The 18,041-nt window shown below is 59.0% G+C and carries 16 protein-coding genes and 1 other RNA gene; 5 read left to right on the plus strand and 12 right to left on the minus strand.

All coding sequences use genetic code 11. The features are described 5' to 3' along the window. Window positions 1-174: 174 nt before the first annotated feature. The 3 genes from GH659_RS15135 to GH659_RS05605 form a co-directional block, all read right to left on the minus strand. Window positions 175-1,533, minus strand: a complete 1,359-nt coding sequence (locus GH659_RS15135) for a DUF2325 domain-containing protein (RefSeq protein ID WP_153109980.1) — start codon at window positions 1,531-1,533, stop codon at window positions 175-177. Between the two features lie 17 nt (window positions 1,534-1,550). After that, window positions 1,551-2,006, minus strand: coding sequence for a hypothetical protein (locus tag GH659_RS05600; RefSeq protein ID WP_153109982.1), 456 nt, complete (start codon window positions 2,004-2,006; stop codon window positions 1,551-1,553). A 420-nt stretch (window positions 2,007-2,426) separates the two neighbouring features. Beyond that, window positions 2,427-3,044, minus strand: a complete 618-nt coding sequence (locus GH659_RS05605) for an arylesterase (RefSeq protein WP_153109984.1) — start codon at window positions 3,042-3,044, stop codon at window positions 2,427-2,429. Between GH659_RS05605 and GH659_RS05610 the strand changes: the two genes are divergently transcribed. The 3 genes from GH659_RS05610 to GH659_RS05620 all read left to right on the plus strand — a co-directional run bounded on the left by GH659_RS05610 (window position 3,034) and on the right by GH659_RS05620 (window position 5,471). Further along, window positions 3,034-3,729, plus strand: coding sequence for an ABC transporter ATP-binding protein (locus GH659_RS05610; protein ID WP_153109986.1), 696 nt, complete (start codon window positions 3,034-3,036; stop codon window positions 3,727-3,729). The genes GH659_RS05605 and GH659_RS05610 overlap by 11 nt on opposite strands. Before the next feature lie 39 nt (window positions 3,730-3,768). Continuing rightward, window positions 3,769-4,914, plus strand: coding sequence for an iron-containing alcohol dehydrogenase (locus GH659_RS05615; RefSeq protein WP_153109988.1), 1,146 nt, complete (start codon window positions 3,769-3,771; stop codon window positions 4,912-4,914). A gap of 122 nt (window positions 4,915-5,036) precedes the next feature. Continuing rightward, window positions 5,037-5,471, plus strand: coding sequence for an Hsp20/alpha crystallin family protein (locus GH659_RS05620; RefSeq protein ID WP_153109990.1), 435 nt, complete (start codon window positions 5,037-5,039; stop codon window positions 5,469-5,471). A gap of 86 nt (window positions 5,472-5,557) precedes the next feature. On the opposite strand, the gene pncB is transcribed toward GH659_RS05620, so the two are convergent. Together pncB and GH659_RS05630 are read right to left on the minus strand one after the other, a co-directional pair. Beyond that, complete coding sequence (pncB, locus tag GH659_RS05625) at window positions 5,558-6,769, minus strand: nicotinate phosphoribosyltransferase (RefSeq protein WP_153109992.1); 1,212 nt, start codon at window positions 6,767-6,769, stop codon at window positions 5,558-5,560. A 196-nt stretch (window positions 6,770-6,965) separates the two neighbouring features. Continuing rightward, complete coding sequence (locus tag GH659_RS05630; RefSeq protein ID WP_153109994.1) at window positions 6,966-7,841, minus strand: cysteine hydrolase family protein; 876 nt, start codon at window positions 7,839-7,841, stop codon at window positions 6,966-6,968. 155 nt (window positions 7,842-7,996) lie between these two features. On the opposite strand from GH659_RS05630, the gene xsc reads away from it, so the two are divergent. After that, window positions 7,997-9,724 carry a sulfoacetaldehyde acetyltransferase gene (gene xsc, locus GH659_RS05635; RefSeq protein ID WP_211364116.1) on the plus strand — a complete coding sequence of 576 codons (1,728 nt, stop codon included), beginning with the start codon at window positions 7,997-7,999 and terminating at the stop codon, window positions 9,722-9,724. A gap of 113 nt (window positions 9,725-9,837) precedes the next feature. Here xsc and GH659_RS05640 read toward each other — a convergent pair whose 3' ends face one another. The 7 genes from GH659_RS05640 to GH659_RS05670 form a co-directional block, all read right to left on the minus strand. Further along, complete coding sequence (locus GH659_RS05640) at window positions 9,838-10,284, minus strand: hypothetical protein (protein ID WP_153109995.1); 447 nt, start codon at window positions 10,282-10,284, stop codon at window positions 9,838-9,840. A gap of 191 nt (window positions 10,285-10,475) precedes the next feature. Continuing rightward, an RNA gene (ffs, locus tag GH659_RS05645) (signal recognition particle sRNA small type) lies at window positions 10,476-10,574 on the minus strand. Window positions 10,575-10,668: 94 nt separating this feature from the next. Continuing rightward, window positions 10,669-11,973, minus strand: coding sequence for a hypothetical protein (locus tag GH659_RS05650; protein ID WP_153109997.1), 1,305 nt, complete (start codon window positions 11,971-11,973; stop codon window positions 10,669-10,671). Window positions 11,974-11,975: 2 nt separating this feature from the next. Then, window positions 11,976-13,901: a DNA repair helicase YoaA gene (gene yoaA, locus GH659_RS05655; RefSeq protein ID WP_246167728.1), complete on the minus strand. Its 1,926-nt coding sequence runs from the start codon at window positions 13,899-13,901 to the stop codon at window positions 11,976-11,978. Beyond that, window positions 13,901-14,653: an amino acid ABC transporter ATP-binding protein gene (locus GH659_RS05660; RefSeq protein WP_153109999.1), complete on the minus strand. Its 753-nt coding sequence runs from the start codon at window positions 14,651-14,653 to the stop codon at window positions 13,901-13,903. The genes yoaA and GH659_RS05660 overlap by 1 nt, the downstream gene beginning before the upstream one ends. 19 nt (window positions 14,654-14,672) lie before the next feature. Beyond that, window positions 14,673-15,323 carry an amino acid ABC transporter permease gene (locus GH659_RS05665; RefSeq protein WP_153110001.1) on the minus strand — a complete coding sequence of 217 codons (651 nt, stop codon included), beginning with the start codon at window positions 15,321-15,323 and terminating at the stop codon, window positions 14,673-14,675. 98 nt (window positions 15,324-15,421) lie between these two features. Further along, entirely contained in the window at window positions 15,422-16,225 is an 804-nt protein-coding gene (locus tag GH659_RS05670; protein ID WP_153110003.1) for an amino acid ABC transporter substrate-binding protein, read from the minus strand. A 90-nt stretch (window positions 16,226-16,315) separates the two neighbouring features. Between GH659_RS05670 and GH659_RS05675 the strand changes: the two genes are divergently transcribed. Then, a complete protein-coding gene (locus GH659_RS05675) occupies window positions 16,316-17,944 on the plus strand; it encodes a methyl-accepting chemotaxis protein (RefSeq protein WP_153110005.1) in 1,629 nt (542 codons plus the stop codon). Window positions 17,945-18,041: the final 97 nt, after the last annotated feature.

Consider the following 18,041-nt stretch of genomic DNA (forward strand, 5'->3'; position numbering starts at 1 on the left):
TTTCGTCTGAAAACGGTAAAAAAGCGCCCACTATCCAGATTCAGCGCCGCAAGTCAAAGCGAAAAAGCCTCCTCACTTTTCCTTGCGCAACGGGCATTTTTTGCACTGCGGCGTTTTCTTGCAGCATTTCTTGCTTTTGCTCATGACGATCTCCTTCACGAAACCAAAGGCCATTCAGGGAGACTCGGGCGGCGCGGACGGCTCCGCCCGAATTTCCATTTTCCCGGCCTGACTGACAACGCGCCCGAAGCTGGAAAGCCCGGTGTTTTTAACAAACATGCAGGGTTTACCGGTTCGTTTGCACTGTTCTTTCACCCGCCAATAGGCGTTATGACTGATGCAGCCGACTTGGCAAATCACAATATCGGCGGCCGCCAAGGCGCCGTCGATGCGATGCAAATTTTCCTCCCGCCCTCCGTCGTGATGCATAAACCGGCCACCATTGCCTTCGACGACTTCGCGGTAGGAGTTGATGGCACCGGAACGCCCGCCGACACAAAGGACACATTTCCCGGAAAGCGTTTCCGCCTCACCGTCGATCCGCATCAGCCCGTCGGCTGGCGGGGCGGGCCAATCCTCAGTTCCGACACCTTCACTTTCCTGCGTCAGCACTTCGATCGTTTCTTCGGCATATTTTGCGAATTGGCGCAGCCGAACCACTTCCAGCTCCAGTTCCTTCTCCCGCAGACGCAGCGCATCGAGACGGGCTTCGGCATCAAGCAAGCGCTGGGCGAGTCGCTGGCGCTCTTCCAGGAAGGGAATCTCGCGACGCAAAACCGCCATTTCGTTATTGAGCCGCTCATTGACAGCACCACGGGCCACAACATCGGCTTTCAGATCTGTCACCTGCAGCCTGAGTTCGAGAATCACGCGAGCCTCTTCGGTGCGCTGACGGCCGCTTTTCTCACGCAACGACTCATTTTCCTGCCGCAATTCCGCGCACTTCTGTTTCAGAGCCTGTATCGCATGATGGTCGGCGCGCGCCCCAGCCCCGACCTGGTGCTGCAGCATATGGATATCGGCATGCACATCCTGTTCCAGGACGGCGTCGCACGCGGGATGCGTGCACACGGCCCAGAGCACGCCCGGAACTTCAATGTTGTCGCGCGATGCTTCACGCCACGCCAGCCTCAATTCACTCGCTGTTTTGAAGGCGGAAAACTTCTTGATGATCAGGGCGTTGCGGCGATCCAGAATCCTGTTCATCTTTTCCGACAACGGGCAGCGCTCGCTGCATACACCAACCGCGATGGTATGCCAAACGTAATCGGTTGTTGTCGTAGGATATTGGAGCTGTTTGCCAATGATCTGGCGCAGTTCCGCCACATCGAAACACACGCCGACAACCGGGCAGTGATATTTCTCCGATAACTCCCAGAGCTTCCGCCGGCGTTGGGATGCGGAGCGGACAACCGGAGCAGGCGGCTCGGTGACGGACGGCGGCGAAAAAATCCCCATCCATTGGCGCTCACTGAGTTTATCCCCCGCCAATGGCGGGACGGCCAATGCATTGAAACCACTGTTTGCTGACATTCCTTACCTCCGCAAGCTTAGTCGTTCAGCGGCGCGCGCCGGTCGGCGAGGTTAGCCAATTCGGCGGCCAATTGATCGCGCTCGGCAGCAATTCGACTGCACTCCGCGTGCGCATCATGCAAGTTCTTTTCCAGCGTCCATACCTGACAGGCTGTGTTGGCGAGCCTTTCGTTGTCTTCACTCAACAGCATCAACCGACGGCCCATCTCGACCATGGCAACACCAGATTCCAGTCTTTGGATTCGCTCACGATAAACATGGTTCAGTGATTCGAGACGGGATACATCGCCCATTAGCCGCGAAATGCGTTTCGTGCTTTCCAGCGCACCCCGATGCAATCGCCGCCGACAGTCGCGCAATGCTTCGACGAGAACCTGAACCTGTTCCGATGCCACGTCCTGCCTCACGGCGGGGGCAAAGCTCAGTTCACACACATCGTCGACGCAACCTTTCGTTTCGACGGGGATTAGCATGATGTCTTCTCCTTGCAGGTTATGGAACGCCGCAGTGCATCGGCAATTACGGAGCCATGATCGAAGCTCGCACCGCGCTATTGCGAACCATTCTCACATAGAGGGCAGGAAACGGTCAATCCTATTGCGACACATTCTCATCGAAAAGAGCGGAGTAAAAAAATGGGCCGCAACAGCGGCCCGCTCGGGATAGCTTGAAACGCCGAACGAAGGGTGCGGGCGATTGGACTATTATCGGCAATTTCCAGCATGCGCTAGGGTGACCGGCAGATCAAAAACGAAGACACGAACGCCGGCCAGAATGGTCTGCTGGTAGCGCACCTGACCACTCTCGGTCACCGTCACCGGGTGCAAGATGTGTTCGTTGCCTGAACATCAAATTGATCCGTTTCGTAATTCCGTAGAGAGGGAACGAAAAATTTATTGCAACAACGGCGCCAGACCTTGCCAGACGTTCTCCAGCAAGAGCGGTTGCGCCTCGGCCGTCGGGTGCAAATTGTCGGCCTGAAAAAGGCGTCGATCGGTCACCACACCGTCGAGGAGAAAATCGACATGGGCCGTCTTTCGCAGCCGAGCCACATCGCCGAACACGGCGTGGAACTGCTCGGCGTAAGCACCATAGTTGGGCGGCAAACGCTGCCCGACAATCACGACCTTCGCCTTTATCCGGAGCGCCGTGTCGGTCATTGCCAGCAGGTTGTCGCGTATCGTCTCGACAGGCAAACCGCGCAGTCCATCGTTGGAACCGAGCGCGACGATCACGATCTGAGGATTGTGCTTGCGAAGTGCCGGATCGATCCGGGAACGACCGCCGCTGGTCGTTTCGCCGGAGATGCTGACATTGACGACGTTATAATCGAGCCTCTTTTCCTGCAGGCGCTTGCCCAGGAGACTTGGCCAAGCGGCGTCCTTGCGGATGCCATACCCGGCCGACAGTGAATCTCCAAGAACAAGGATGGTGCTGGCGGCATGCACGGCTGGCGCCAGCACAACGCAAGCGGCGACCGACAACCAATAGATGAATGGAATGCAACGCATGGCAACGGAAATCCCGATAGTGGTTAACGTCAGCCACCTGACAAAAACCGTGGACAACGGCGGCGAACCTCTAACCATTCTGCACGAGAATTCCTTTTCCGTCGCGGCGGGGGATACGGTAGCCATCGTCGGCGCCTCCGGTTCCGGCAAATCGACCCTGCTCGGGCTGCTTGCCGGACTCGATCTGCCGAGCAGTGGCTCCGTCACGCTCGACGGCCAATCGCTCACCAAACTCGACGAAGATGCGCGCGCCGTTCTGCGCGGTCGCCTGCTCGGTTTCGTCTTCCAGTCATTCCAACTGCTGCCGTCGCTGAATGCGCTCGAAAACGTCATGCTGCCGCTCGAACTCGCCGGCACGGCCAACGCCCGGGCCGAGGCGGAATACTGGCTGGAGCGCGTCGGCCTCGCCCACCGCCTGCGCCATTATCCGAAGCACCTGTCCGGCGGCGAACAACAACGCGTCGCCCTCGCCCGCGCCTTCGCGCCAGCCCCCAAGCTTGTGCTCGCCGACGAACCGACCGGCAATCTCGACGCGACCACCGGGCATCAGATCGTGGAATTGATGTTCGCCCTGAATGCCGAACGCGGCACGACGCTGATTCTCGTCACGCATGATGAAGAAATCGCCGCCCGCTGCCGTCGCCGTCTGCGCATGAACGCCGGCAAGATTGAAGAAATTGAGTGAACAAATCATCGTAATCTATTGATATAAAGGAAAATGTATATGAAGTTCACGTATTCAAATCCGACCGCGCTTTATTTCGGTCAGGGCAAAATCGCGGCGATTGCCAAGGCCATCGATCCGGCGAAAAAAGTTCTCGTTATCTACGGCGGCGGCTCGATCAAGGCGAACGGCGTCTATGACCAGGTCGCCGCCGCGCTCGACGGCCGGCAATGGCTGGAGTTTTCCGGCGTCGAACCCAACCCGACGGTCGAGACGCTCGACAAGGCCGTGGCGCTGATCCGCAAGGAAGGCGTTGACTTCATCCTCGCCGTCGGCGGCGGCTCAGTCATCGACGGCAGCAAATACGTAGCCGCCGCTGCGTGTTACGACGGCGACGGCTGGGACATTCTGACCGGCCGCCACCGCGTCAGCCAAGCCTTGCCGCTCGGCGCCGTGCTGACGCTACCGGCAACCGGCTCGGAATCGAATGGCGGCGCCGTCATCACCCGCAAGACAACGAAAGAAAAACTCGTTTTCTCCTCCGATGCCGTTTTCCCGCGCTTTGCCGTGCTCGATCCGGACGTTATCAAGTCGTTGCCGGAACGACAAATCGCCAACGGCATCGTCGATGCATTCGTCCATGTCTGCGAGCAATACCTGACTTACCCGGCAAAAGCATGGGTGCAGGACGGCTACGCGGAAGTGCTGTTGCGCAATCTCGCCAACCTCGCCACCCAGTTCAAGGAACGCGACAGCGATTCCTGGCGCGCAAATTTCATGTGGACGGCCAACCAAGCGTTGAATGGCCTGATCGGTGCCGGCGTGCCGCAGGACTGGGCAACGCACATGATCGGCCACGAACTCACCGCCCGTTACGGCCTCGACCATGCGCGCACGCTGGCCATCGTCCTCCCCTCGTTGTTGCGCAACCAGATTGAAAACAAACGCGTCAAACTCGCCCAGATGGGGCGCAACGTGTTCGGCCTCATTCCCGGCCTCGATCTCTCCGAGCGCGCCATCGCATCGATTGAAGACTTGTTCCGTAGTCTGGATGTTCCTGTGCGACTCAGCGAGGCTGGCATTAACGATCCCGAAGCCGCCGACGCCATCTCCGCCGCACTCCGGACACACGGCATGGAGAAGCTCGGCGAACGCGGCGCCGTTACACTGGAAGTGGTCCGCGACATCCTCGTTGGGGCCGCCTGATTCTTGCTGTTCTGGCATCGAGGCTGGGGCGAATTCAAAAGGGAAGCGAACTTGAAAACGCTTCCCCCATCCTCCATATTGGATTCACACGGGACACCCCGGTGATTTGCAAGGAGGAAAAAATGGCCAATATTTCGCGCTACAACCCCACCGACGATGCATTTGACGATCTCTTTCGCGGCTTCTTCCTGCGTCCGGTACGCGTCGGTCTTGAAGGGCAACCTGACGTTCAGATCAAGCTTGATGTGAACGAAGACGACAAGGCTTATACCGTTCACGCGGAAATTCCCGGCGTGAAAAAGGAAGACATTCACGTCACGGTGGAAGGGGGCATGGTCGCCATCACTGCCGAAGTGAAGAAGGAAAAAGAGGAAAAGGACAAGGAAGGCAAGAAAGTGCTGCGCAGCGAACGGTATTTCGGCAAGGTTTCGCGTTCGTTCTCACTCGGACAGGATGTTGATGAATCGGCCGTAACGGCCAAATACACGGACGGCGTCCTTGAATTGACGTTGCCGAAGCGCGCCGAGTCGAAATCGAAACGGATTGAAATCCAGTAGTCCTTCACCTGGCATTCAACACACAGGGGCACGGAGAAAGCATTCTCCGCGCCCTTCGTATTTTCGGACTTGACGCGCCAAGGAAGTCAGCCCGGCGCGCGGTGGTTGAATACCTGGCGCAAATACGCAAGGAAGGTTTCGTTTTCGCACAGCGTCTTGCCGGGCGAATCGGACAGTTTGGCGACCGGCTGGCCGTTGCATGACAGAATCTTCATGACGATATTCAGCGCTGCATGCGGCGTATCGTTGGTCAGCGCGGTACCGATGCCGAACGCCGTTTGCACACGGCCTTTGAAGTGCTGATAGAGCTCGACAGCACGCGGAATGGTCAACGCGTCAGAAAAAACGAGACGTTTGGTCTTCGGTTCCAGGTTCAACGATTTGTAGTGCGCGATGGCCTTCTCGCCCCACACGAACGGGTCGCCGGAGTCGTGCCGCAACCCGTCGAAGAGCTTGGCAAAGTAGAGATCGAAATCGGCGAGAAACGCATCCATGCCGACCACGTCGGTCAGCGCCACGCCAAGGTCGCCGCGGTACTCCTGCACCCATCCCTCCAGCGCCGCCTTCTGGAAATCGCGCAGTCGAAAACCGAAGGACTGGTAGGCCTGCAGATATTCGTGGGCCATCGTGCCGACGGGTGTAACGTCGAATTTCCGGGCGAGATAGACGTCCGAGGTGCCGCGAAAATGCTCCGGCACTTCCTCGACGAGCGTGCGAATGACTTCTTCATGCCATGCGCCGGAATATCGCCTCCGAAGACCGAAGTCGAAGAAAACGAACTTCTCTTGCCCGGAAATCAGTTCGTCACGACGCGCACGAAGAAAATCGATCTTTTCCCGCAGCCGCCGGCGCGCCTCTTCCAATACGGAAGTATCGTGCGGTAGCCGCCGAAAATACAGTTCATTGACGATGTAAAGAACGAAAATCTCGAACGCCATGACATGCACCAGCGGTCCCTTGACCGTGATGCGCAGGTTTCCCCCCGCGGCGCTGACCTCGATGAAGTGCCGCTGAAAACGGAACAGCGTCAGAAAATCGACGAAATCGCTCTTGATGAAGCGCAGGCCACGCAGGTAATCGAGTTCGCCGGCCGTAAAGCTCAGCGTGCAGAGGTGATCTAGCTGGGCATTAACCTCGTCCTTCAATTCGGCCAGCGGAAAAGCCATCCGGTTCCGGCAGACAAACGCATATTCGGCCTGCGCGCCGGGATGGCTGTGCAGCAAAGCCTGCCACATGGTGAATTTGTAGAGATCGTTCTCCAGCAGACTGTGAACGACCGGTTCTCGACAAAGGCTCATTATTGTTCTCCGATTCGGCCGAATACGGCGCACGCCGGCTCTCCGGCAATATCCGGTTCTTTCCGCCCAGGACTCAGGGCAGCATTTTGGAATGGTGCTGGGCATCGCCGCAAATCAGGCGACGCGAGATGTCGCGAAATATCTCTGAGTATCCGATGAATCAGCTATCGGACGACAACCCCGCACTCAATGCCGGTCAGCCAGCCGCATTTGCCAGCAACTCCGGCAGCACGTCACTCGAACGCGCAATCCGCACGCCACGCAACCGCATGGCGTCAATGAAAGACTCATACTCCGATTCGAAACCACTGACCGGGCTCATGCAATCGGTCAACAGCACCAGCTTTCCGGCCTCCGCCGCCGGAAAGTTCTCGACGATATGCTCAACGGTTGCCTTGACGCAGTGGCTCCCCGCCTCACCCGCGATCAGGATCGTATCGGCCATTTTCAGCTGTTCGATGAAAGCCGTGTTGAGCTGCGTCGCCGGATCATCGTCCAACGGCACTTCGGCTTTGATCGCGCTGTAGTGTTCCGTCCACGGATTCGTGCCTTTGATCAGCTTGCCGACCACACGCCCGAATTTCTCTTCCCAGCGATTGTAGGCATGGCGCACGTCAGCGTGCACGTTGTTGCCCCATGTGCCGATTTCGCAATGCACCGGCCAGACCATGTGAACATAGCGGCCGTTCGCTTCCAGCACCTCAAGATAGGCCAGCACCCGCGGCGCCGCGGCCTTGTCCCGCGGGCGGAAACGACCATTGCAGACATCGGCCGCGCGGATCTGGGTAAACGGCGCCACCGCCGCGCCATCGCTCGTCAGCCAGAACGGCGGATGCGCAATATCGACGCGATGGTGCGAGTCGAGTGTGACGGTGATGGCCGTCAGCCCATCACCGCCCTGATCGATCAGCGTAGCGAGCCGCTGCATGTCGGCATGCGCCCCCGAAACAGGAAGGGCCGGCGTCTCATACTCATGGGGCTTGCCTGGAAGTGCCGGACAGTAATCCGACGGCAGATCGCAAAAGTCGTTTTGCGGATCGATGATAACGAGATGGATTGATTTACCGGCCATTGCAAATCTCCAGATGCAGACGGCTTATCATATCCCGCGCTTTCGGTTTTTCGCAGTTTTGTTCTTTGGGTTGCCCCCAAATTGCCCGGCAGGAGCAGAGTTGCCTAGAATCCGGGCTTGTCCGATATCGCTATCCCCGAGCAAAGGAATCCATCATGGTTCAGTCGCACATCAAGCAACGCATGACGCCCTCCGAGGCGTTTGTCGAAACCCTCGTCGCGCACGGCGTGACTGACGTCTTCGGGATCGTCGGCTCGGCATTCATGGATGCGCACGATCTCTTTCCGCTTGCCGGCATCCGCTTCATTTCCGTAGCTCACGAACAAAACGCCGCGCACATGGCCGACGGCTACGCCCGCGCCAGTGGCAAGGCGGGCGTCTGCATCGGGCAAAATGGGCCGGGGATTACCAATTTCGTAACCGCCGTCGGCGCTGCCTACTGGGCGCATTCGCCAGTGGTGGCAATCACCCCGGAGGCAAGCAGTCTGAACATGGGCCTTGGCGGTTTTCAGGAAACGGAACAGTTGCCGATCTTCTCGAAGATCACCAAATGGCAGGGCCACGTCGCCAACCCGGCGCGCATCGCCGAACTGACCGGTCGCGCCTTCCACTATGCGTTGCACGAACGCGGCCCGACGCAACTCAACATCCCGCGCGACTTTTTCTACGGCGAGATTGAAACGTCCATCCCCCGGCCTGTCACGATCGGACGCGGCCCCGGCGACAGCGAGGCCATCCGCGCTGCCGCCCGACTGCTCGCCGACGCGAAATTTCCCGTCATTCTCGCCGGCGGTGGCATCGGTGTCGCCAACGGCATGGAAGAACTCAAGCGTCTCGCCGAACAGCTGACGGCGCCGGTCGCCAATTCCTACCTGCACAACGACACCTTCCCGGCCAGCCATCCGCTTGCCGCCGGACCATTGGGCCATCAGGGTTCGAAAGCCGCAATGCGACTGATCGCCAAGGCCGACATCGTGCTGGCCCTCGGTTCGCGCCTGAGCCCGCTCGGCGCCATTCCGCAGTACGACCTAGACTACTGGCCGACGGAAGCGAAAGTAATCCAGGTCGACGCCGACTTCCGCGCCCTCGGTCTGGTCAGACCGGTCGATATCGCCATCCACGGCGACGCCCGCGCCACCGCCGTGGCACTGATGGATGAACTCGTCAAAAGCGACGGATGCCGCGCCCCCGATACGACGCGCCTTGCCGAAATCACCCGCATCAAGGCCGAATGGGCGCAGGAACTGGCCTCAATGGTTGGAGAAAATCAAGAAGGTCGCATCGACCCGCGCCGGGCGCTGACCGCATTGGCCAAGGCGATGCCTGCCAACGCCATGGTCACAACCGACATCGGCAACGTCTGCTCGATCGCCAACAGCTACCTGAAGTTCGAGGCGCCAAACTCCTTTTTCGGTGCCATGGCCTTCGGCAATTGCGGTTATGCACTACCGACGGCGATGGGCGCCAAGATTGCCCGCCCTGACCGCCCATCGATCGCCTACGTCGGCGACGGCGCCTGGGGGATGAGCCTCAACGAAGTAATGACCGCCGTGCGCGAGAACATCCCGGTCGTCGCCGTTGTTTTCGAAAATGCGCAATGGGGCGCCGAGAAGAAAATCCAGATCGAGAACTTCGGTAATCGCATCCAGAGCACCGAACTGGCCAACCCGGACTACGCTGAACTGGCACGCGTCATGGGCGCCGATGGCATCGTCGTTTCCGAAGAAGACGAGGTTGGCGACGCGCTCAGAACCGCCGTAGCCTCCGGCCGCCCCACGGTCATCAATCTGAAGCTGACGAAAGCACTCGGAAATCTTTTCCAGCGCAATGCCGTCAAGTCCCCCGTTCGGTTGCTCGAAAAATACGCCGCGCACAGCAGATAACGAAACCGGGCGCTCTCGAAAACTGAACGGCCAAAACAAAACAGCCCGAGGAAATTCCCGGGCTGTTGCTATCACCTATTCACCACCATTCCACAATGGGCGTGGCAAAAAACTTATTCGGCCGAATTATCAGGCGCCGGTTTCGGCGCTGCAGAAACCTCGGCGGTGGCGCCTCCGGAATTCGATGAATCATTTTGCTGACCAGTTGGCCTCTCGCCCATCGGCTTTTTCGGACGACGATGCTGGCGTTTCGGATGGCGCGCTTCCTGTTTGGGATTGGCGCCATCACCTTGGGGACGCGCATCCTGACGTGGGCCGCTGTTATTGACGGAAGGCCTGGCGTTTTGGTTGCGGTCCTGGCGACGTCCCTGCCCGGAATTTCCCTGCCGTTTATCCTGCGTTCGTTCCGAGTACCGGTTGCTGTTTTCCCGATTTCCAGGCGCTGTCTGGATCTCAAGCTCATTAAGCTCGTCCCATTCCGCATCGGTACGATCCCGATCAGGAATGGCAAGGAGTTCGCGAATTCGACGACGCAAATCGTTTAGCTGTGAATCATTCATCGATGCATTATGTACCACACAATGTCAGTGATTCAATACCGGGCGGAAAAGCACACAAGGAGGACTTATTGCGAACAAGTCCAGACCGGGGAGCTATAACCCCGGAATCAATTCAATTGCTTTGATTACGCATTTGCAATTGCAACCGCTTGGCGACTTTTTCGGCTAACAAGCGGTTAAGGCTGGGTTAAGGTGGCGAGCCTTACCCCCGGCACTCACAGTAAATGGCTGTGGCTGCTTCCTTCCGGACCTGACCAGGTTCACCACCCTGCAATGCGGGGAGACCCGCCGGCGCGAATAGTATCACAACACAGTCCGCATGGCAGATGGTTTCGGACTATTTGAAACGCTACGCTTTGTGACTCAGCGCGTCCGAGACCCGCATCAGCGACAACCGACCGGAAAAACCGCCGCGAAACCACCACCACGCGTGCGAAAATTGGTCGTTTGACCTTGATAGAGACGTGCCGAGACGAGTTGCACGGCATCGCGATACACATAGTTGCGCAGATCCAGCTTGAGCCGGTGTTCGACGCCATCAACAAGCAGGTGGCGCTCCGATGGCGGCACCAACGCCTGCGCGATGAAGCCGCCTTGGGCGATTTCATCGAACACGCGCTTCGTGACTTTGTCGCCCCGGTAGGCGCCCTTGCTGCCGTAGCCGGCGCATGGCTTGAAGAACCACTGCTTGCGCGTCGCCCAGAAAGAGACGGCATTTTCCGGCGTCACTTCCGACGTCGCGGGGACGCCAAGCTTGATAAGCTGCCGGTCGGCTGCGCTGACGCCGATGGCGGCAAGCCACGCGTCATCGGACAGGGCGACCAGATTGCGTTTGTCGGCATACAGCGCGTGCGCCCGCGGATGCGGGGTCAGCACCACTGCACCGGCCAGATACGCGGCCTGTAACGCGGCGTTACCCGGTTCTTCAAGGGCGAAATCGGTCAGGCGGTTATAAACGAGATCGATGACCTGCCCATCATGCCGCAGAAATTGCCCGTCAAACTCCAGCTCACTCGGCGACAGCACACGTGTCGCGATCCCGTGAGCCTCGAACAGTTGACGGAAAAGTTCGAATTCCGGGGAGAGGAATTGTTCCTCCGGCGATTCGTCGACAATGGCTATGCAGTTGAGCGGCGTATTTCCGCGCTCAAGCCGCCATTCTTCGAAAAACATCGCAGCAAAACTCTCCTCGACGCCGTGCCGGGTCGCGCAGGCGGCATCGAACGAAGGGCAACACGCCTGTTGTGCGCCGAGCAGACGCGCAACCAGCATCCCGCCGCCGGCGTTGGTGTTGATCTCGATCAAGCGAGGACCATCGTCGCCAAGATGAAAGTCAAACCCCAAAAATGCGCCGGCCGCCTTGGGTTCGAAGCAACGCGCATTCTCGGGCGCGTAGGCCAGAACGCGCTTCTGCCACGCGGGCAAGGCAACAACACGCCCGATGGCCTTGATCAATCCGGCCATGAAATCAAGGTGCGTTTGCGCGACATAGACGCGCGTATCGGCAAAGAGATGGGGGCGCGAGGCCAGCAGTTCCTGATAGGAAAACCCTTCCCACTCGAACGCCCGCTGGAGTGCGGCATGATCGACTGTCCGGCAGAAGCAATCCTGGTTGAGGATTGCCGCGGCTTCCCGGCAATCCGGTGGCAAATCGGCCCGGTTGATTAATTTCGGTCGATGCGCCGTCATCGTCATGCTGTCCGGAAGAACGCCAGCACGTCATCGAGCACGCGCGTCCGCTTCATCGGCGGCAGGCTGCGCCAGACACGCTTGCCGTAGGGTTTGTCGATCAGGCGCGGGTCGCAGATCATCAGGACGCCGCGGTCAGCCTCATCGCGGATCAGCCGCCCCGCGCCCTGCTTGACGTTGATAACCGCGCGCGGCAACTGGTACTCCATGAACGCATTGCGGCCGTCCTGCTTCATGCGATCGATGCGCGCAGACAAAACTGGATCGTCGGGCGGCGCAAACGGCAGCTTGTCGATGACCACCAGCGACAGCGCCTCGCCGCGCACATCGACGCCTTCCCAGAAGCTCTGGCTGCCGACCAGAATCGCATTGCCGAGGCGACGAAAACGCTCCAGCAATTCGTTCTTGCTGCCCTCCCCTTGCATCAACAACGGCAGCTTGAGTCCGGCGCGTTCCAGTTGTTCCTCAAGCAATTCGCGGGTCCGGCGCATGGCGCGCAGTGAGGTACAGAGGAAAAAGGCCCGCCCACCGCTCGCCTGCACAACCGGAAACGCGGCTTTGACCACGGCTTCGGTGTAGGTGTAAGTATTCGGGTCCGGCATGCCGGTCGGTACGTAGAGAACGGCCTGCTGGCCATAGTCGAACGGGCTTTCCCACGAAGCCGATTCGGCATCGACCAGCCCCATTTCGGCGCAGTAGTGGCCGAAATCCTGTAGCACGGCGAGTGTCGCGGAGGTGAAAACCCACGCCCGCGGATGGCCGCTCATCTGCTTCTGCATGATGCTGGCGATGACGAGCGGCGTCGCATTGAGTTGCAGCGAATGCGTGTAAGTCTCGCCCCAGCGCACGTACTCCTTGTCGGCGCCGGTTTGCCAGCGCCGCAGCTGGGCCAACAGTTCGCCGGTACGCCGCCAGCAGTTTTCCAGCCCCTCGGAACGCTGCGCCTGTGTTTCCAGCAACGCCGCGAGCACGTCAAGTTCGCGGATCAGGCCGACCAGGTTATTGTCGAAGCCCGCACGTTCCTCAAGCTGGGCGAGCGAAAACCGCGCCGGGTCGACCGGCAGCGTCAGGCGCAAATCCTTGGCCGCCTTTTCGACGATGCCGCAGATCTTCGGCAGATCGAGACAATCGCGCGCTGAAGCGAGCCCTTCGACCTTGGTATCGCGGACAAGATCGAGAACCTGCGCCGTCGATACGTTGTTGCCGAAAAAGAGACTGGCGGTTTCGGGCAACTGGTGCGCCTCGTCAAAAATCACGGTGTTGCAGGCGGGCAAAAGCTCGGCCGTGCCTTCGTCACGCAGCATCACGTCGGCAAAGAAAAGGTGGTGATTGACGACAACGAGATCGGCGGCCAGCGCCTCGCGCCGTGCGGCGAGTACAAAACATTCCTTGTGGTGCGGACACTCCTGGCCGAGACAGTTTTCCCGCGTCGACGTCACCATCCCCCAGACCGGCGATGTTTCGGAGACTTCGCCGCATTCGGCTTTGTCGCCGGTTTTGGTCTGTTTGGCGAAACGGGCGATGCGCGCCGCGTCGGCGGCATCCTCGCGCGTGAAAAACCGCCCGTCGCCTTGCGCCTTCTCCAGATGGTAGTGGCACAAATAGTTGGCACGCCCCTTGAGTAGCGCCACCTGCACTGGCGCGCCGAGCACGTCGCGCACCATCGGGATATCTTTGGAGAAAAGCTGATCCTGCAGGTTCTTGGTGCCAGTCGAAACGATCACCTTGCCACCGGAAAGTAGCGCCGGCACGAGGTAGGCAAAGGTTTTGCCGGTACCGGTGCCGGCCTCGGCGACAAGCACCTTGTTGGCCGTGATCGCCGCTTCGATGCGTTCGGCCATTTCGAGCTGTTGCGGGCGCAGGCGATAGCCGGAAATACGCTTCGCCAGCAAGCCGTCGGGGGAAAAAACTTCGGTCAGCGACGGCACTAGAGCATGCTCTCCAGAAAGGCCCGCGTGCGCGGGTGCTGCGGCGAGGCGAAAAATTCGCGCGCGGGCTGTTCCTCGACGATAGCGCCATCGGCCATGAAGATGACGCGACTCGCCACTTCGCGGGCAAATCCCATTTCGTGTGTAACGACGACCATCGTCATGTGCTCGTCGGCCAGTCCGCGCATCGTGCGCAGTACTTCGCCGGTCAGTTCCGGATCGAGCGCCGAGGTCGGCTCGTCAAACAGCATGATGTCCGGCTCCATCGCCAACGCCCGGGCAATCGCCACGCGCTGCTTCTGCCCACCGGAGAGGCGCGACGGGTAACTATCGCGCTTGTCGAACAGGCCAACCTTCTTCAGCAACGCTTCGGCCTTGGGCACAACCTCGTCACGGCGCAGACCTTTGACGGTCATCGGCGCCTCGATGATGTTCTGCAGCACGGTGAGATGCGGAAACAGGTTGAAGTGCTGGAAGACCATGCCCATCTTGCCGCAGACGCGGCGAATCGACGCCTCGGAAACGTAACGGCAAGCCCCGCTGCCATCGGTCGTGACCAATGGCTCGCCTTCGATCTCGATGCTGCCGCGATGGATCGTTTCGAGGTGAATCAAGCAGCGCAGGAACGTGCTCTTGCCCGACCCCGACGGGCCGATGACGGCAACCACCTCTCCTTTGCCCACTTCAAGCGAAACGCCCTTGAGTACCTCGACCGGACCGAAGTGCTTGTGGATGTCGACAGCGCGAATCATCGGTGCAATTGAAGAAGTCTCAATCATAGACAGCGTATTTCTTTTCCAGGCGCTGGAAGCCGTAGGTCAGCACGAGGGTCATGATCAGATAGAAGGCGGCGGCGACGACAAACGGCGAGATCGTGAAATCGCGCTGAACGATGCCGCGCGCGGCACGCAGGAGATCGTTCATCGCCAGCACGTAAATCAACGACGTGTCCTTGACGAGCGTGATCGTCTCGTTGCTCATCGGAGGCAGGATGCGCTTGACGACCTGCGGCAGCACGATGCGGCGCATGGTCTGCGGATAAGTCAACCCAAGCACGCGTGCGCCTTCATATTGGCCGCGATCGATTGACTGGATGCCGGCACGGAAAATCTCGGCGAAATAGGCCGCGTAATTGAGCGTAAAGGCGAGAATCGCCGCCGGAAAATCCGGCAACCGAATGCCGATGACCGGCACGAACGGCAAGGCAAAATAGATGAACAACATCTGCAGCATCAACGGCGTACCGCGCATCAGCCAGATGTAGCCGTTAACCACACCACCGAGCACGCGAAAACGCGAGAGGCGGACCAAGGCCAGCGCCAGCCCAAGCGGCACCGACAAGAGCAGCGTGATAATGAAAACTTGCAAGGTCACCCCGGTTCCCTGCAACAGGGGGGGCATGATATCGAACACGTAGTTCATTGATGAGAGCAGAAAAAATCCGGCCCGGCAGGCCAGCGAAAAAACGCGAGTCTACCGGAAGGCCGGATGGTTCAGGCAAATCTTAGGAGATTGCCCGTCTATTTTTTGATGATGTCGCTACCGAACCATTTGGTCGAAATGGCACCGGCTGCACCGTCGGCCTTCATGTCGTTCAGAACTTTCTCCAGTTCGGCCATCAGCTCCAGATCATCGGTACGAGTGCCAACGCCGTAGTCCTCGGTACCGAAATTTTCGTCGAGCACGCGATACTCGCCGGGCTTTTTGGCGATGTAATAGCGGCCGACAATTTCGTCGACGACCAGCGCATCAAGGCGGCCGGCCGACAAATCCATCAGCGCTGTCACGTTGTCGCCGAACTTCTTCAGTTCCTTGATCGACTTGGCCGCGTCAACATCTTTCTGGACCGCATCGACGGCGCTGCTGCCGTCCTGTACGCCAAGTACCTTGCCGGCCAGATCGGCCTTGGCCTTGATCGGCGACTTCTCGGTCACGATCACGATCTGGTGATTTTCAAGATACGGTGCCGTGAACAGGATATTGGCCTTGCGCTCTTCGGTAATCGTCAAGCCGTTCCACAAGACGTCGATGCGCTTGCCCTTAAGCTCCGCTTCCTTGGCATTCCAGTCGATCGGCTTGAAGGTCACCTCGGCGCCGAGCCGCTTGCCTGTCTCTTTCGCGAGATCGATATCGAAACCAACCAGTTCGCCCTTCTCGTCGCGGAACCCCATTGGCGCGAAATTGTCATCGAGACCGATCACGATTGTTCGAGCCGCTGCAGTTGCCGGCGCCGCAGCGACGGGCGTTTCATCCTTCTTGCTGCACGCCCCCAGCAGGGCCACTGCCATCAGCCCGGCAATCACAATAAAAAATTGTTTCTTCATATATTTTTCGAGCTCATATAAAAACGTGAGGAATGCTATATTCGTCGCCGTCATTGCTTCAGTCAAATTTAACGATAAAAAGGGGGTCTCATGACTATCGCACAACGCCTGATTGCTCTAATCGTTGCTTCGATCACCGCCTTGGTCCTGTTGTCAGGGGTCAGCTATTTTCAGACGGACAAAGTCTACCGACAGGCCAATTACGGCAACGAGAACACGGTACCCAGTATCGAAACGCTGCATAGTGCCTCGCTCGCCTTTTATCAGATAAGAACCCTGGTGCTCTATCACATACTCACGACCCACATGGGCACACAAAATTCGAGCATCAAGGCGGAGTTCGACGCCAAAATTGCCGAAAAGGCCACTGAAGTCGAGAAAGAGTTGCAGAACTACGAGAAGCTCGTCTCGAACGATGAGGACAGACGCCTGCTCGATGCCGAAAAAGCGGCATTTGCCGACTACAAGAAATTCCTGGAGCCAGCACTTGCCGCCTCCCGCGAATTCCGGACTGAAGCGGCGATGGAAGAAATAGCCAGGAACCCTGAACTCCCAAAGAAAGTGGCAAATGCTCTCGAGGCACACATGCACTTCAACGAAGATTTGGGGAACAAAGAGGCTGAAGCTGCCACCGCCGAAAAAAGCAGCGCCAACACCCAATCAATCGCCATCTCGCTGATCGCGCTGGCCATCATCGGTGCAATCAGTTTTACGACCCTGCGCAGCCTGACCCAGCGCATTGCTCTGGCCAATCAGGCGACCAACCAAATCGCATCGGGTGACCTGCGCGCCTCCGAAACGTTACGGAGCGTCTCGAACGACGAAATTGGCCAGCTGCTCCGCTCGCTCGACAGGATGCGCCTTGATCTGGCGACGACAATCAGCGACGTCGTAGCCAATGCAGAGAACGTCGCCAACTCGGCCACACAGCTCTCAACGTCGGCCCAGCAGGTCTCGACCAGTACCGAGAGTCAGACTTCGTCGACGGCTGCGGCCGCATCTGCCGTAGAAGAAATGACAGTCAGCATCGACCACATCGGAAGCAGTGCCACCGAAGCCAGCCAGCGAGCCACTGAGGCGGGCGAAAAAGCCGCGGAGAGCGAGAAAAACGTAGACTCCGCGTCGGCACAAATTGCCCTGGTCGCCGATCAAGTCGAACACACGTCGGGTCAGATGCAGCAACTCTCCGAACAGGTCCAGCAGATCGGATCGATTACCGTGGTTATCCGCGAAGTGGCCGACCAGACAAACCTGCTGGCCCTTAACGCAGCCATCGAAGCCGCGCGAGCCGGCGAACAGGGACGCGGCTTTGCCGTCGTCGCCGACGAGGTACGGAAACTTGCCGAACGGACGACCGCTTCGGTCAAGGAAATCAGCGAAGTCATCTCCAGTATTCAGGAAGGCGCAACGGCCGCCGTCAGCAGCATGGAATCGAGCCGTAACGTCGTTAACCAGGTCGTGGTGACGGCACAGGAAGCCAGCACGTCGATGGGTGAAATCCGCGATTCCGCCGACACCGTCCGTCTGGCCATCGAAACCATCTCGGACGCATTGCGCGAGCAGAAAACGGCGTCGACCGATGTGGCCCGCAATGTCGAGGCGATCGCCCAAATGTCGGAAGAAAACTCGGCGGCTGTCGTCTCGGTCGCCAGCACGGCGGAACAACTTGTTCAGCTCTCCGGCGCGTTGAAATCGAGCGTCTCCCGATTCCGCCTCTGACGGGCTTGAATCCCATCCCTGCGGGGGCCGGAGCATCCGGCCCCCGTTTTTTTTCTGCTATTGTCTCGGGAAAGAGCAGCGCCCGACCAACACCCGT

The organism is Propionivibrio limicola (assembly GCF_009469695.1).
Classification (GTDB): domain Bacteria; phylum Pseudomonadota; class Gammaproteobacteria; order Burkholderiales; family Rhodocyclaceae; genus Propionivibrio; species Propionivibrio limicola.

Bases quoted from the DNA above. Each gene is read 5' to 3' on its own strand.
- pncB (WP_153109992.1), bottom strand. From the start codon at position 6,769: ATGAGCCTTTGTCGAGAACCGGTCGTTCACAGTCTGCTGGAGAACGAT.
- GH659_RS05620 (WP_153109990.1), top strand. From the start codon at position 5,037: ATGGCCAATATTTCGCGCTACAACCCCACCGACGATGCATTTGACGAT.
- GH659_RS05640 (WP_153109995.1), bottom strand. From the start codon at position 10,284: ATGAATGATTCACAGCTAAACGATTTGCGTCGTCGAATTCGCGAACTC.
- GH659_RS05665 (WP_153110001.1), bottom strand. From the start codon at position 15,323: ATGAACTACGTGTTCGATATCATGCCCCCCCTGTTGCAGGGAACCGGG.
- GH659_RS05650 (WP_153109997.1), bottom strand. From the start codon at position 11,973: ATGACGGCGCATCGACCGAAATTAATCAACCGGGCCGATTTGCCACCG.
- GH659_RS15135 (WP_153109980.1), bottom strand. From the start codon at position 1,533: ATGTCAGCAAACAGTGGTTTCAATGCATTGGCCGTCCCGCCATTGGCG.
- GH659_RS05660 (WP_153109999.1), bottom strand. From the start codon at position 14,653: ATGATTCGCGCTGTCGACATCCACAAGCACTTCGGTCCGGTCGAGGTA.
- GH659_RS05675 (WP_153110005.1), top strand. From the start codon at position 16,316: ATGACTATCGCACAACGCCTGATTGCTCTAATCGTTGCTTCGATCACC.
- xsc (WP_211364116.1), top strand. From the start codon at position 7,997: ATGGTTCAGTCGCACATCAAGCAACGCATGACGCCCTCCGAGGCGTTT.
- GH659_RS05600 (WP_153109982.1), bottom strand. From the start codon at position 2,006: ATGCTAATCCCCGTCGAAACGAAAGGTTGCGTCGACGATGTGTGTGAA.
- GH659_RS05615 (WP_153109988.1), top strand. From the start codon at position 3,769: ATGAAGTTCACGTATTCAAATCCGACCGCGCTTTATTTCGGTCAGGGC.
- GH659_RS05670 (WP_153110003.1), bottom strand. From the start codon at position 16,225: ATGAAGAAACAATTTTTTATTGTGATTGCCGGGCTGATGGCAGTGGCC.
- GH659_RS05610 (WP_153109986.1), top strand. From the start codon at position 3,034: ATGCAACGCATGGCAACGGAAATCCCGATAGTGGTTAACGTCAGCCAC.
- GH659_RS05605 (WP_153109984.1), bottom strand. From the start codon at position 3,044: ATGCGTTGCATTCCATTCATCTATTGGTTGTCGGTCGCCGCTTGCGTT.
- GH659_RS05630 (WP_153109994.1), bottom strand. From the start codon at position 7,841: ATGGCCGGTAAATCAATCCATCTCGTTATCATCGATCCGCAAAACGAC.